Source organism: Cellulomonas sp. NEAU-ZC6 (assembly GCF_056844425.1).
In genome coordinates this window covers 438,079-450,736 of sequence record NZ_JBXFYH010000001.1, presented here as the reverse complement: position 1 = coordinate 450,736, position 12,658 = coordinate 438,079, and the positions used below count along the sequence as shown (strand labels likewise).

At 76.4% G+C, this 12,658-nt stretch carries 15 protein-coding genes; 5 read left to right on the top strand and 10 right to left on the bottom strand.

Translation table 11 applies throughout. The features are described 5' to 3' along the window. Positions 1–14: 14 nt before the first annotated feature. On the top strand, positions 15–986 hold the full coding sequence (locus tag AC1050_RS02075) for an NAD-dependent epimerase/dehydratase family protein (RefSeq protein ID WP_482385721.1): 972 nt from the start codon (positions 15–17) through the stop codon (positions 984–986). A 78-nt stretch (positions 987–1,064) separates the two neighbouring features. On the opposite strand, the gene AC1050_RS02070 is transcribed toward AC1050_RS02075, so the two are convergent. The 3 genes from AC1050_RS02070 to AC1050_RS02060 all read right to left on the bottom strand — a co-directional run bounded on the left by AC1050_RS02070 (position 1,065) and on the right by AC1050_RS02060 (position 3,014). Next, complete coding sequence (locus AC1050_RS02070) at positions 1,065–1,913, bottom strand: helix-turn-helix transcriptional regulator (RefSeq protein ID WP_482385720.1); 849 nt, start codon at positions 1,911–1,913, stop codon at positions 1,065–1,067. A 94-nt stretch (positions 1,914–2,007) separates the two neighbouring features. After that, the gene (locus tag AC1050_RS02065; protein WP_482385719.1) at positions 2,008–2,454 is read right to left on the bottom strand and encodes a DUF1232 domain-containing protein; all 447 of its coding nucleotides are present in this window, start codon (positions 2,452–2,454) and stop codon (positions 2,008–2,010) included. Then, positions 2,454–3,014 (bottom strand): TetR/AcrR family transcriptional regulator, encoded by a 561-nt coding sequence (locus AC1050_RS02060; protein ID WP_482385718.1) that lies wholly within the window; start codon positions 3,012–3,014, stop codon positions 2,454–2,456. Before AC1050_RS02060 ends, AC1050_RS02065 begins: the two co-directional genes overlap by 1 nt. A gap of 23 nt (positions 3,015–3,037) precedes the next feature. On the opposite strand from AC1050_RS02060, the gene AC1050_RS02055 reads away from it, so the two are divergent. After that, positions 3,038–4,252, top strand: coding sequence for an MFS transporter (locus tag AC1050_RS02055; protein WP_482385717.1), 1,215 nt, complete (start codon positions 3,038–3,040; stop codon positions 4,250–4,252). A gap of 20 nt (positions 4,253–4,272) precedes the next feature. On the opposite strand, the gene AC1050_RS02050 is transcribed toward AC1050_RS02055, so the two are convergent. Next, a complete protein-coding gene (locus AC1050_RS02050; protein WP_482385716.1) occupies positions 4,273–4,671 on the bottom strand; it encodes an HNH endonuclease in 399 nt (132 codons plus the stop codon). A gap of 196 nt (positions 4,672–4,867) precedes the next feature. On the opposite strand from AC1050_RS02050, the gene AC1050_RS02045 reads away from it, so the two are divergent. After that, a complete protein-coding gene (locus AC1050_RS02045) occupies positions 4,868–5,086 on the top strand; it encodes a hypothetical protein (RefSeq protein ID WP_482385715.1) in 219 nt (72 codons plus the stop codon). A gap of 26 nt (positions 5,087–5,112) precedes the next feature. On the opposite strand, the gene AC1050_RS02040 is transcribed toward AC1050_RS02045, so the two are convergent. The 5 genes from AC1050_RS02040 to AC1050_RS02020 form a co-directional block, all read right to left on the bottom strand. After that, on the bottom strand, positions 5,113–6,108 hold the full coding sequence (locus tag AC1050_RS02040) for an isochorismatase family protein (RefSeq protein ID WP_482385714.1): 996 nt from the start codon (positions 6,106–6,108) through the stop codon (positions 5,113–5,115). Positions 6,109–6,148: 40 nt separating this feature from the next. Beyond that, a complete protein-coding gene (locus AC1050_RS02035; RefSeq protein ID WP_482385713.1) occupies positions 6,149–6,550 on the bottom strand; it encodes a pyridoxamine 5'-phosphate oxidase family protein in 402 nt (133 codons plus the stop codon). Between the two features lie 50 nt (positions 6,551–6,600). Beyond that, complete coding sequence (locus AC1050_RS02030; protein WP_482385712.1) at positions 6,601–7,806, bottom strand: glycoside hydrolase family 26 protein; 1,206 nt, start codon at positions 7,804–7,806, stop codon at positions 6,601–6,603. Positions 7,807–7,843: 37 nt separating this feature from the next. Then, positions 7,844–8,836, bottom strand: coding sequence for a diacylglycerol/lipid kinase family protein (locus AC1050_RS02025; RefSeq protein ID WP_482385711.1), 993 nt, complete (start codon positions 8,834–8,836; stop codon positions 7,844–7,846). Between the two features lie 88 nt (positions 8,837–8,924). Next, the gene (locus AC1050_RS02020; RefSeq protein WP_482385710.1) at positions 8,925–9,911 is read right to left on the bottom strand and encodes a malate dehydrogenase; all 987 of its coding nucleotides are present in this window, start codon (positions 9,909–9,911) and stop codon (positions 8,925–8,927) included. A 119-nt stretch (positions 9,912–10,030) separates the two neighbouring features. Between AC1050_RS02020 and AC1050_RS02015 the strand changes: the two genes are divergently transcribed. Both AC1050_RS02015 and AC1050_RS02010 read left to right on the top strand, forming a co-directional pair. Then, positions 10,031–10,597, top strand: coding sequence for a CG0192-related protein (locus AC1050_RS02015; RefSeq protein WP_482385709.1), 567 nt, complete (start codon positions 10,031–10,033; stop codon positions 10,595–10,597). Between the two features lie 79 nt (positions 10,598–10,676). Beyond that, on the top strand, positions 10,677–12,236 hold the full coding sequence (locus tag AC1050_RS02010; protein WP_482385708.1) for a diguanylate cyclase: 1,560 nt from the start codon (positions 10,677–10,679) through the stop codon (positions 12,234–12,236). On the opposite strand, the gene AC1050_RS02005 is transcribed toward AC1050_RS02010, so the two are convergent. Beyond that, positions 12,131–12,640, bottom strand: a complete 510-nt coding sequence (locus tag AC1050_RS02005; protein WP_482385707.1) for an ASCH domain-containing protein — start codon at positions 12,638–12,640, stop codon at positions 12,131–12,133. The two genes, AC1050_RS02010 and AC1050_RS02005, sit on opposite strands and share 106 nt — an antisense overlap. Positions 12,641–12,658: the final 18 nt, after the last annotated feature.

The window sequence follows — 12,658 nt, the reverse complement described above, 5'->3', positions numbered from 1 at the left end:
GGAAGGACACCAGCATGCGGATCGTCGTCATCGGCGGGAGCGGCCACATCGGCACGTTCCTGGTCCCGCGGCTGGTGCGCGCCGGCCACGAGGTGCTCACGATCAGCCGCGGCATCCGCGGCCCGTACGCGGACGCCCCGGAGTGGCGGCAGGTGCAGCGGGTCGTCGCCGACCGCGAGGCCGAGGACCGCTCGGGCACGTTCGGCGACCGGGTCGTGGCGCTCCGGCCGGACGTCGTGGTCGACCTGGTCTGCTTCACGGTGGAGTCGGCGTCTGCCCTGGTCGAGCGGCTCCGCGGCGAGGTCGCGCACCTGCTGCACTGCGGGTCCATCTGGCGGTCCGGTCCGAGCGTGCGCGTACCGATCACCGAGGACGCGCTGACGCCGCCGGTGGGGGAGTACGGCATCCAGAAGGACCGGATCGCGCGGCTGCTCGCGGCGGAGACGGCGGGCGGCGGGCTGGTCACGACCTCGCTGCACCCGGGCCACGTGGTCGGCCCGGGCTGGCACCCGGTCGGACCGCTCGGCAACCTGGATCCCGGGGTCTGGCGGACCCTGTCCGCGGGCGAGCCGCTGCGGGTGCCGGGGATCGGTGCCGAGCTGATGCACCACGTGCACGCGGACGACGTCGCGCAGGGGTTCGAGCGCGCGCTCACGCACCGGGACGCGGCGGCCGGCGAGGACTTCTCGCTGGTCGCGCCGACGGCCCTGACCGTCCGCGGCTACGCGCAGATCGCCGCGGGGTGGTTCGGCCAGGAGGCGCGTCTGGAGCCGGTGGGCTGGGACGAGTTCCGCGCGTCCACCCCGGCGGAGCACGCCGAGGCCAGCTGGGAGCACCTGTCGCGCAGCCACGCGTTCAGCATCGAGAAGGCGGCGTCGCGGCTGGGGTACGCGCCGCGGTACCAGCCGGAGCAGGCGGTGCTCGAGTCCGTGCGGTGGCTGGTCGAGCACGACCAGCTGGAGGTCGCGCGGCCGCTGGCCGCCTGAACGGGTCCGCCGAACCACGCACGCACCGGCCCCCGCAGCGGCACACCGGGCCGGTGCGGAGTGGACAGCGCCGGGGCGTCAGTGCTGGTGGAGGGGCTGGGAGCCGAGCACCGCGAGCAGCCGCAGCCGGTCGGACGACTCGCTGCCCGGGACCGCCGTGTAGACGAGCAGGCGGTGGGACCGGTCCGGGTCCAGCAGGCTCTGGCAGCTGAGCGCCAGCGCGCCGACCTCGGGGTGGACGAACCGCTTCACCTCGCCGGGACGGATGCCGACCTCGTGCCGGTCCCACAGGTCCCGGAACTCGGCGCTGCGGGCCAGCAGCAGCTCGGCGTACCGCGCGGCGCGCGACCCGGGACCGCGCCGGCCGGCGACCTCCCGCAGGCCCGACGCCCAGAGGCGGGACAGGGCCTCGTGGTCCTCGGGCGGGTAGAGCGCCCGCGAGGCGGGATCCGTGAACCACCGGTAGCCGATGCTCCGGTCCGGGCCGGTGAACCGGGTGAGGTCGCCGACCAGCGCCACACCGAGGCGCGTCTGCCGGAGCGTCTCGCCGAGCTCGGTGACGATCTCGGCCGGGGTGTCCTCGAGGCGGTCGAGGATGCGGAGCAGGCCGGGGGAGATGTGGTCGCCGTCCGCGCCGCGCACGGGCGGCTGGTGGCCGGCGAGCCGGAACAGGTGGTCCCGCTCGTCGACCGACAGGTGCAGGCCCTGCGCGATCGACGCGATCATCTGCTCGGACGGCTGGGGTCCGCGCTCCCGCTCGATCCGCGCGTAGTAGTCGGTCGACATGTGGCAGAGCACGGCGACCTCCTCGCGGCGCAGCCCGCTGGTCCGGCGGCGTGCACCGCGGGGCATGCCGACATCCTCCGGCTGCAGCGCCTCGCGGCGGCGGCGGAGGAACTCGGCGAGTCCGGGCCGGTCGATCTCCATGCGTCTCCTTCGTGCGGGTGCTGCGGCGATCCTGCCCTGCGCGACCGCACGGAACCACGGCCTGCCGATCCCCCCGTCGCACGCGGCGACGTGCTCACCGCCCGCCGGTCTCCGTCGCCCCGCTCGGGAGCCTGGTGACGCGGGGCGTCGTGAGGCGGAGCAGCGCGCCGAGGCCCTCGGGCGTCCCCGGCCAGTGCCGGTGGATCGCCGCGACGCCCGCGGCGCGGACGACCGACCGGAGCGTGATCACCACCACGACCGCGTCGTCGGCCCACCCGAGCACCGGTACCACGTCCGGCACCAGGTCGACGGGCAGCGCCAGGTACCCCAGGAGCAGCCACAGCCGGAGCCGGACGCCGCGCGGCAGGGTGCGGTCCGCCGCGAGCCGGCGGACCAGGCGGACCACGTCGGGCAGCAGCCGCACGAGGTCGCGCAGCCGCAGCTCGTCCGGCCGGGACAGCCAGAGCGCGGCGACCAGCGCGAGCCAGAGCAGCAGCAGCCCGCCGGCCGCGCCGGCGAGCGACCACGCCCACCCCGGCATCAGCGCGCCGGGAGCAGCGCGGCCGCGACGGCACGGGCCGTGCCGGTGCCGTGGCCGGGGTCGCGCAGGCGCATCGCCAGGTCCCCCGTGACGACGAGCAGGAGCTGGTCGGCCAGGGCGGCCGCGTCGTCGCCCGCCAGGGGGACCGCCAAGGCCGTGAGGCGCGCGCGCAGCGTGTCGGTGTCGAGCCGCACCGCGTCGGCGACCTCGGCGGGGGCATCCGCGTACTCGGCCGCCGACCCGAGGAACGCGCACCACCGGGAGCCGACGGGCTGCTGCCGGAACTCGTCGAGCGCGTCGAACACCGCGAGCAGGCGGCCCTCGGGGGAGTCCTGCCGGTCGACGGCCCGGTCCCAGGCCGCGATCCAGGCGTCGTGGCGGCGCGCCAGCGCGGCGGCGAGCAGCGCCTCCTTGCTCGGGTACCCGCGGTACAGCGTCGCCGCGGAGACGCCTGCTCGTTCGAGCACCGCGTCGACCGGCGTCGCGCCGATCCCGCGCGTGAAGAACAGCTCCTCGGCGGCATCGAGGAGCCTGGCCTCCGTGCTGGTGCGGATACCCACCCCTGCACTTTAGGCTCGCAGATGTGAAACGCTCGTTTTCGTTCCTGCAGCCGTCCCGCGCCACCGGCCTGCTCGTGGCCGGCACCGCGCTGATCGCGGGCACCTACGGGCTGGTCCGGCTGGCGTACGGCCTCTACCTGCCCGACATGCAGGCCGGCCTCGGCTTCTCCGCCGGCACGGCGGGCGGCATCTCGGCAGGGGCGTCCGTCGTCTACTGCCTGGGCGCGCTGCTCGGGTTCCTCGTGGCCCCCCGGCATGCACGGTCGCTCGTGGTCGCCGCGGGCGCGACCGCGGGCCTCGGCGCGGCCGGCATGGCGATGTCGCAGGGGGTCGCCCTGTTCGCGGCGGGGGCCATGGTGAGCTCGGCCGGCGCCGGCCTGGCGTCCCCGGCGCTGGTCGGGACCGTGCAGCGGAACGTCGCGGCCCGCTCGGTGGACCGCGCGCAGACGGTCGTGAACGCCGGCACCGGACCCGGGCTCGTCTCCGCGGGCGTGCTGGCCCTGGTGCTGCTGCCGGCCTGGCGGGCGGCCTGGCTGGTCGCGGCCGTGGTGACCGCGGTGGCGGCGGCGCTCGTGCTGGTCCTCGACCGCGGTCCGTCGGCGCACGGCGACGCGCCCCGGATCGCGCCGCCGGCGCCGTGGGTGCGGGCGCACCGGCGGCTGCTGGTGGCCGCGCTGCTGCTGGGCGCGGGATCCGCGGCGGTGTGGACCTACGGCCGCGGGATGCTCCAGTCGGCGGGCCAGGGCGCCACGGCGTCGACGCTCGCGTGGGTGGCGCTCGGGCTCGGCGGCACCGCGGTGATCGTCACCGCGCGCTGGACCGGCCGGCTCCGCCCCGCGACCGGCTGGGCGGTCACGGCGGGCGTGGTCGCTCTGGCCCCGGCCCTGCTCGTGAGCTCGACCGGTCACCTGCTGCTCGCCCTGGTCGCGTGCGCGGCGTTCGGCTGGGGGTACACCGCGGCCACCGGGGCGCTGATCGCCTGGACGAGCCAGATCGACGCCGCCCGCGCCGCGACGGGCACCGCGGTCCTGTTCGTCACGCTCGTCCTCGGCCAGGCTCTCGGCGCCGCGGGCGCGGGCGTGCTCGTCGGGGCGGCCGGGTACCCGGCGACGTTCCTCGCGGCGGGCGCCGTCGCGGGGCTGGCGGCGCTCCTGGGACTGGGGACCGGCCCGCGGACCGGTGCGACCGCCGTTCCCGGCGGGCCGGCGCTCCAGCCCGCCCAGCGAACGGCCTCCTGACCCCCGGGCCCGGGCGCTCCTCACCGGGGGCGAGGTGAGCGGCGGACGAGCCGCCGCTGCTGCGCCGCGACGTAGGCGCGGGCGCGGCGCTGACCACCGCGGGCGGCGATCGCCGCGTCCAGCGCGGTCAGCGCCCGCGCGATCGCCGACTCGTCGGGGTGCCACCCCCGGCCCTCGCACTCCTCGAGCCACTCGACGACGCCGCGGTGCCCGCGCTCGGCGTTGCACCGGCGGCAGGCCGGCACCTCGTTCTCCAGCCAGGACGGGCCGCCCCGGGCGCGGGGCACGAGGTGGTCGCGGGTCGGGGGGACGAGCGGCGCGAACGGCCGGCCGCACCAGACGCAGCGCGCGCCGTCGCGCTCGACCGCGAGGCGCAGGCGCTCGACGCGTGCCACGGGGTGCGCCCGGCCGGTGCTCATCGGCCGACGGTAGGCCGGGGCCTCGTCCTCGGCCACCGTGCCGGTCGACGCGAGCCCGCACCCCTCGCAGGACGACGACGGGTGGCCTGGCGGTCTGGTGCCGGCTACCTGGCAGACGCGGTCGGCGAGCAGCCGGCTCCGAGGTGAACCAGCCGTTTCCGCCCCGGCGCGGCGGCGACCCTGCGATCATCGGGGGATGAGGCTGCTCACCCCTGGCCGGCTCGGCGCCGCCGCGCTCGTCGCGCTGGTCCTGCTGATCACGGTCGGCCCGGTCGTCGCACCCGCACTCACCGTGCCCGCGAGCGCGGGGCCGTCCGCATGGCTCCTGCCGGTCGCGGCGGTGGTCCTGCTGCTGGCCGTGCCGGTCGGAGTGGTCCTGCTCGTGAGCTCGCTGCTGTCGCGCCGCGCGTCCTGACCACGCCCCCGCGCCGCAGCGGTGCGTCACGGTCCGTCGAGCTCCTGGAACAGCGTGAGGTGCAGCCCGGCGGGCGCGTCGAACCGGGCGTTCAGCGAGTTCCACGGCGTGCGCACCGGGGGCGCGACGACGACCGCGCCGGCGTCCTGGACCGCGGCGGTGCTCGCCGCGACGTCGTCGACCTCGAGGGCGACCCGGAGCCGCGGGCTGACCTGACGGCCGACCTCGACGTCGTCGATCATCCGCTTCTGCGCCGGGTTCGCGATCTCGAGGGTGGCGCGGCCGGCGTCCAGGATCATGACGCGCGCGTCGCCGTCGCCGGTGAAGGCGGCCTCCTCGGGCATGCCGAGCACGTCGCGGTAGAACGCGACCGCGGCGTCGTAGTCCTCGGCCTCGACGACGAGCCGCAGCTGGCGGACGGGACGCGCACCGGGTTCGGTCACGCGCCCCACCGTACGACCAGCGGTCCTGATCAGGCAGGGGCCGTCGGCGAGCGGTACGCGGTCGTGCGGGGCGACGGCGAACCGCTGGCCCGGGTAGCGCAGGCCGCGGAAGTACATCGTCGTGTGCGCGACGATCTGCTCGCCGGAGATCGCGACCCCGTCGTACCGCGCGTCGGTCGTGGTGTGGGCGTCGCTGACCAGGGTGACGTCGAACCCGCGGGCGGCCGCCGCCTGCGTCGTGGTCCGGATGCAGTAGTCGCTCTGCGCGCCGGCGACGACCAGGTGGGTCGCGCCCAGCGCGGCCAGCACGTCGGCGAGGTCGGTCGCGGCGAAGGAGTCGCGGTACTCCTTGCGGACCAGGGGCTCGTCCGGCAGGCGCCGGAGCGGCGGCGCGAGCTGCCACTCCGTCGTGCCCTCGCCGAACGCCGCGTGGTCCTGGACCCAGACGACCGGGGTCCCGGTGGCGCGGGCGCGCCCGACCAGCGCCGCGGTGCGCGCCAGCACGCCGTCCGCGTCCACGCAGCCGGGCAGGACGCCGACCTGCAGGTCGATCACGATCAGGACGGTGCGCGGGGTCACGGGCGCCATCATCGCAGCCGGGCCCGGGCGTCGTGCCACGTCAGGCCAGGTGCGAGGAGGACATCGCCCGGTCGGGGGTGACGCGCAGGACGACGCGCTCGGGGTCGTACTCGCGGTGCCGGTAGCGCTCGCCGTACCGCCGCAGCGCGTCGGCGATCTCGACGGGGTCCTCGACGACCTCGATCGTCCCCTCCAGCGTCAGCCAGCGACGCCCGTCGACCTGGCAGAGCGCCGCCCGCCCGAGCGGGTCGCCCGGCGCGCGGCGCGCGTTGCGGACCTTGGCGGTGCTGCGCCGGGTGGTGATGCGGGCGACACCCGCGTCGGCGTCCCACGTGAACGCGACCGGCACGACGTGCGGCGTCCCGTCCGGTCGCAGGGTCGTCAGGGTCGCGAGGTGGCGGTCGGTGACGAACTCGAGCCGGACCGGGGAGAGGTGGAGCACGCGCCGGAGCGTACGCGGCCCGCGGCCCCTCCGCACCGGCGGCGGACCCGTCAGCCCGTCGCGTCGTCCGGGCCGCAGGCCGTGCCGTCCGGTGCCTGGCGGACCCACGCCGGGAGGTCGGCGCGGAACGCCGCCGCGACGTCGGGGTCGCCGCTCAGCGACCACTGCACGACGGCGTCGACCTCGGCCTCGTGCTTGTCCCAGTCGAACCAGTTGACCAGCCGCAGCCGGGGGAGCCGCTGGTGCACGTCCTCGGACAGCACCTGGCGCCACCACGCCTGCTTGATCTCCAGCGCCGTCCCGGGCGCCGCGTCCGCCGTCACGAAGGCGGCGGTCTCCGGGATCGCGAGGGGCTTGTCCCGCGCCTCGGCGTAGTCCGCGTAGAAGTCGGGGACGGCGGACTCGTCGCCGGCCAGGCCGACGTAGCCGCCGGTGAGCTGGTCGACGAACTTGGTCGGCTCCGGGACGGAGCTCTCCCCCCACGGGTAGACGTCCCCCCAGTGGTACAGGGACATGCCGACCCAGTCGACGGCGTCGTCCCCCGGGTAGTACGGCGCGTAGGGGTCGTCCGCACCGGTGAGCGCACCGTCGGCGTCGGTGTCCAGCACCGCGAACGCGGGTGAACCGGGCCGGGCGGCGTGGTCGCCGACGGGGAACGGGTAGCCACCGCCGTAGTTCGGCGCCCACAGCGTCTGCGTGCCGGGGGCACCGGCGTGCACGGCGGCCGCGACCCGGCGGAACGCCTCGACGTACTCGACCGGCTGCTGGCCCCAGGCGTACCAGGAGCCGTTCATCTCGTGCGCGAACCGCAGCAGCACGGGGACGCCGCCGGCGTTGATCTCGGCGAGCAGGTCCACCACGTCGGCGACGACGTCGTCCGTCACGGCGGCGAGCCCGTCGTGCGGCTCGAGCGTGAGGACGAGCACCCCGCCGTCCTGCGCGACCTGCTGCGCGGCGGCCCGGACGTTCTCGGCGTCGGTGCCGTCGAGCGGCACGCCGGTGAACGAGACCGCGGCGGCGGGCCGCAGCCCGGTCGCCTCCGTGAACTCCGCCAGCGTCTCCGCGCCCCAGTCGGGGTTGACGCCGAGCGCCACCCCGTCGGCCGGGAACACCTGCGAGGGCAGGACCGCCACGCACGAGGGGGCCGAGGGGGACGCCTCCGGCGCGCCGGGCTGGGCGCACCCGCCCGCGAGCAGGGCGACGCCGGTGACGAGGGCGCCGGCGGCGGCACGGGTCGGACGGGTGGGTCGGGTCACAGCACTCCTCGGGGGGCGGGAGACGGGGACGGGGAGCCTAGCCGCGCAGGCGGTCGGCGCCCTCGGTGAGGTCCGGGCTCTCCTCGGGCCGGGGCACGCACAGCTCCAGCGCGCCCGGCCGCACGGTCACGGTGAGCCGGCGCCCGGGGTCGATGGCGTCGCCGTCGACCTGGCGCGGCTCCTCGCGGGTGCTGACCACGGTGATGCGCGCGGCGCGCAGCACCTCCATGTGGGGCACGCGCGTGCGGTGCCGCAGCACGCCCCAGGACGTCTGCACCCAGTGCGCGAGCGACCGCGGCTGCAGGATCGCCACGTCCATCTGCCCGTTGTCCGGCTCGGCGTCGGCCAGCAGCCGGACCCCGCCCTGCAGGCGGCCGACGTTGCCGATGATCACCGAGCGCGCGCGCCGGCGCAGCGGCGGCCGGTCGTCCAGGTGGATCTCGACGTCCATCCGGCGGTCGGTCAGGTGCTTGACCGCCGAGAACACGTACGCGATCGGGCCGACCTTGGCCTTGAGAGTCGTGGAGGCGTCCTCCAGCAGCGCGGCGTCGAAGCCCATGCCGGCCATGACCACGAACGCCCGGCCCTCGACGTCGCCGACGTCGATCCGCCGCCGGCCGTGCTCGGTCGCCATCCGCACCGCGGCGCCGGGGTCGTCGGGGACGCCCAGGTTGACGGCCAGCAGGTTGCCGGTGCCGGCGGGCAGGACCGCGAGCGCCACGTCGGTGCCGGCGAGGCCCTCGATGCAGGACCGCACCGTGCCGTCACCGCCGCACACGAAGACGACCTGCGCCCCGTCCGCGACGGCCTGGCGCGCCTGCCCGGCGCCCGGGTCGTCCTCGGTGGTCTCGACCCACTCCGGGAGCGGCCAGCCGGCCTCGGTGAGCGCCGCCTCGACGGCCTCCCGGCGGGCCTCCAGGCCGTCGACCCGCACGGGGTTGAACACGACGACGGAGCGCCGGGGCCCGGCGTCCTGCTCGGTGCGTGCGCCCTCCGGCGTGGGGCTGGTGGTGGCGTCGGTCGGGGTCAACGGTGCTCCTGCGGTGCGGTGGTCCGGGTGGGCCGACGACTCGGCACGAAGCAGTGCACCACGTCCGGCGGCTTCCGGCGCGTCGAGGTCAGAGGTGCCCGAGCGCCCGGGCGGCGTCGCGCTCGGCGACCAGCTCCGCCACCGACGCGTCGATGCGGGCCCGGGAGAACGCGTCGACGTCCAGCCCCGGGACGATCTGCCAGCGCCCGTCCACGGAGGTGACGGGGAAGGAGCACACCAGCCCCTCGGGCACGCCGTAGGAGCCGTCCGACACCAGTCCCGCCGAGGTCCAGTCACCGTCGGGCACGCCGAGCCGCCGCAGCCGGCTGTGCTGGATGATCGCCGTCGCCGTGGAGGCCACGGACGAGGCGCCGCGCGCCTCGATGATCGCCCGGCCGCGCTGCGCGACCGTGTCGACGAACGTGCTCTCGGCCCAGCCGCGGTCCACCACGTCGAGGGCGGGGCGGCCGGCGACCCGGGCGTGCCGCAGGTCCGGGTACTGGGTCGGGGAGTGGTTGCCCCAGATCGTCACGCGGCTGACGTCCGCGACGCCGCAGCCGGCGTGCAGCGCGACCTGGGCCACCGCCCGGTTGTGGTCCAGGCGGGTCAGCGCGGTGAACCGGTCCCGCGGGATGCTCGGCGCGTGCGCGGCGACGACCGCGGCGTTGGTGTTGGCCGGGTTCCCGACGACGAGCACCTGCACGTCCGACCCGGCGACGTCGTCGAGCGCCGCACCCTGCGGGCCGAAGATGCCGGCGTTGGCCTCGAGCAGGTCCGCCCGCTCCATCCCCGCGGTGCGGGGGCTCGCGCCGACCAGCACCGCCACGTCGGCCCCGTCGAAGGCGACGCGCGGGTCGTCGGTCACGTCGACGTCGACGAGCAGCGGCGAGGCGGCGTCCTGCAGCTCCAGCGCGACGCCGGCCGCGGCGCCGAGCGCCCGGGGGTGCTCGAGCATCCGCACGCGCACGGGGGTGTCGTCGCCGAACATCTCGCCGCTCGCCACGCGGAACAGCAGCGCGTACCCGATCTGACCTGCGGCGCCGGACAGCGCGAGCGTGACGGGCGGCTTCGTCATCGAGAGTCCTCCTGCGGCGGTACCGGGGTCGGGGTCATTCAAACCCGGCGCGGCCCGTGCCGCCGCCCGAGCGGTGGCACGTCACCCGAGCGCGGCCCCGGCCCGCTACCTTGTGCGGCATGGCGATCATCCACCAGGCCACGCTCACCCCCTCCAAGGCCGACCTGGTCGCCACCTGGCTGCCGGCGCAGCCGTGGTTCGACCGCGCGGCGGGGGAGCTGCGGCCGGTCGCGGCCTACCGGTTCGACGACCCGGCCGGTGAGGTCGGCATCGAGTCGCACCTGTTCGACGCCGACGGCGTCCTCGTGCACGTCCCCCTGACCTACCGGGGGGCCGAGCTCGCTGGCGCCGAGGAGTGGCTCGTCGGGACGATGGAGCACTCCGTGCTCGGGACGCGCTGGGTCTACGACGCCCCCGGCGACCCCGTCTACGTGGCCGAGGTGACGCGGGTGGTCCGCGAGGGGGACTCGCAGGTCCGGCTGCTCGTCGAGACGCCCGAGGGGCCGGTCGAGCGGCAGCCCACGATGCAGGTGCGCGGTTCCGGCCCGCTCGACGACGGTGCTCCGGCGACCCAGGTCGTCGTGGTCCGGCGGCCGCTCCACCAGGACGAGGCGCCGGCACGTGGGGCGCTGACCGGGGTCTGGCCCGGCCAGGAGGAGCCCGTCGTGCTGGTGCGCCTGACCTGACGCCGCGCGGCCCCGGTGCACGCCGGATTCACCCGCCTCGGAGCGGAAGGACCCGGCGACCAGCGCCGATGGGTCGTGCGTGAGGGACCAGGCGCCGGGGAGCGCGGCCGCGCACGCGGCGTTCGCGGTGAGCGCGCTGAGCACCTCCGTCGCGTACCTGCTCACCGAGGGCGTCGCGCGCAGCGTCGTCCTGCTCGCCGCGACGCTCGTCCCCGGCGTGGCCGTGCTGCTCGTCCTGCTGGTGCGCCGGCCGCCGCGTCCGCAGCCGTGGTGGTGCGCCGCCGCCGCGCTCGCCCTCCTCACCGCCGACAGCGCGACGTGGCTCGTCCAGGTCGGTCTCGGGGAAGCGCCCCGGACCAGCGGCCTGGTCGCCACGGTCGCCGTCCCGCTCGGGTACGTCGCGCTGCTCGCGGCCAGCATCTTCGTGGTGATGCCGACCGCCCGCGTGGACGGCGGGCGGGTCGTCGACGCGTCCATCATGGCGCTCGGCGGTGCCGGGCTGCTCTGGTCGTTCGTGTTCTTCCCGGCCCTGTCCGAACGGGGCGCCGGCGTGGGGGAGCGCGCCTCCACCTTGCTGACCGTGCTGCTGGTCAGCGGCACCTGCGGTGCGATCCTGCGCACGTGGGTCGGTGCGCGGCGAGGGCGTCCCACGATCGCCTACCTGCTCCTCGCCGGCGCGTGCGCCCTGCTCGGCAACGTCGGCAAGGTCGTGGCCGTCGACCCGGTCAGCGGTGCGGCCGCCCACTGGGTGGGTCTCGCGTGGATCGTCGCCTACGCCGCGACCGGGGCGGCCGTGGTGCACCCGGCGGCGGCGTTCCTGGCCGCGCCGGTGTCGCGGCCCGCCCGCCGGCTCGGCCCCGGGGCGCTGACCTTCCTGGGGTTCGCCCTCGCCCTGAACCCGGCGATCGCCGCGGTCCGCGAGCTGGCCGGGGGAGAGGCCGACCTGCTGCAGCTGAGCCTCGGGTCCCTGGTGCTCGTGCCGCTCGTGCTGGTCCGCGTGAACCAGCTGGCGCTGCTGCACGCACGGGCCGAGCAGGAGCTCGTGCACCAGGCCACCCACGACGCGCTCACCGGGCTGCCCAACCGCCGTGCGGTCGACCGTCAGGTCACCGCCGTGGTCGAGGCGGTGCGCACCGGCGCGGCACCGGGCGGTGTGGTGTGCTTCCTCGACCTCGACGGCTTCAAGGACGTGAACGACCGGTACGGCCACGATGTGGGTGACCGCCTGCTGGTCCACGTCGCCGAGCGGCTGCGCGCGGCCGTGCCCGACGACTTCGTCGCGCGGTTCGGCGGTGACGAGTTCGTCGTCGTCCGCGTCGGCGACCCCGACCGGCTCGAGGCGCAGACCGTCGGTCGGCTGGACCAGGTGCTGACGGAGGGCGTCGACCTGGGACCGCTGACCACGGTCGCCCGCGCCAGCGTCGGGGCCGTCGTGCTGCGACCCGGGACCACCACCACCGCCGAGCGGGTGCTGTCCGCGGCGGACTCCCGGATGTACGAGTCGAAGCGTGCGCGGCCGGAGGGGCGGGGGGTTCAGTCGGCGAGCTCCGGTGGCCACACCACCTGGAACCGCTCCAGCACGATCTCGTCGGACTCGCTCCAGACCGCCCCCCGCGCCGAGCAGGTGCGCTCCCAGTAGACGCGGTGCTGCTCGCGCCAGCTCCGCAGGCTGCGGTCGTCCTCGCCCTCGTCGAAGGCGAAGTCGGCGTCGACCTCGCGGAACCTCGCGATCCGCAGCTCGACGGTGCGCAGCACCAGGGCGGGCGCGCCCCTGCCGTCGCACGCGACCCAGTGCGCGCCGATCCGCGGCAGCGCCTCGCCGCGGTGTGCGAACTCGGCCACGAGCTCGGCGGTCGCGCGCTTGGCGCCGTGCCGCACGACGCCCAGCAGCTCGTCGCTGAGCTCCCGGGAGTCGCCGAACCGGTCGACGACGTACTCGTCGCCGGCGGCGACGAGCTCCGGGTGCGCAGTGACGTACTCGTGCCAGAAGACCGCGGCGGCGGCGGTGTCGAGCGGGCCGGCGGGGGAGCGGGACGTGGTCACGAGAGCATGCTCGCAGGT

Bases quoted from the DNA above. Each gene is read 5' to 3' on its own strand.
- AC1050_RS02075 (WP_482385721.1), top strand. From the start codon at position 15: ATGCGGATCGTCGTCATCGGCGGGAGCGGCCACATCGGCACGTTCCTG.
- AC1050_RS02070 (WP_482385720.1), bottom strand. From the start codon at position 1,913: ATGGAGATCGACCGGCCCGGACTCGCCGAGTTCCTCCGCCGCCGCCGC.
- AC1050_RS02065 (WP_482385719.1), bottom strand. From the start codon at position 2,454: ATGCCGGGGTGGGCGTGGTCGCTCGCCGGCGCGGCCGGCGGGCTGCTG.
- AC1050_RS02050 (WP_482385716.1), bottom strand. From the start codon at position 4,671: ATGAGCACCGGCCGGGCGCACCCCGTGGCACGCGTCGAGCGCCTGCGC.
- AC1050_RS02045 (WP_482385715.1), top strand. From the start codon at position 4,868: ATGAGGCTGCTCACCCCTGGCCGGCTCGGCGCCGCCGCGCTCGTCGCG.
- AC1050_RS02020 (WP_482385710.1), bottom strand. From the start codon at position 9,911: ATGACGAAGCCGCCCGTCACGCTCGCGCTGTCCGGCGCCGCAGGTCAG.
- AC1050_RS02015 (WP_482385709.1), top strand. From the start codon at position 10,031: ATGGCGATCATCCACCAGGCCACGCTCACCCCCTCCAAGGCCGACCTG.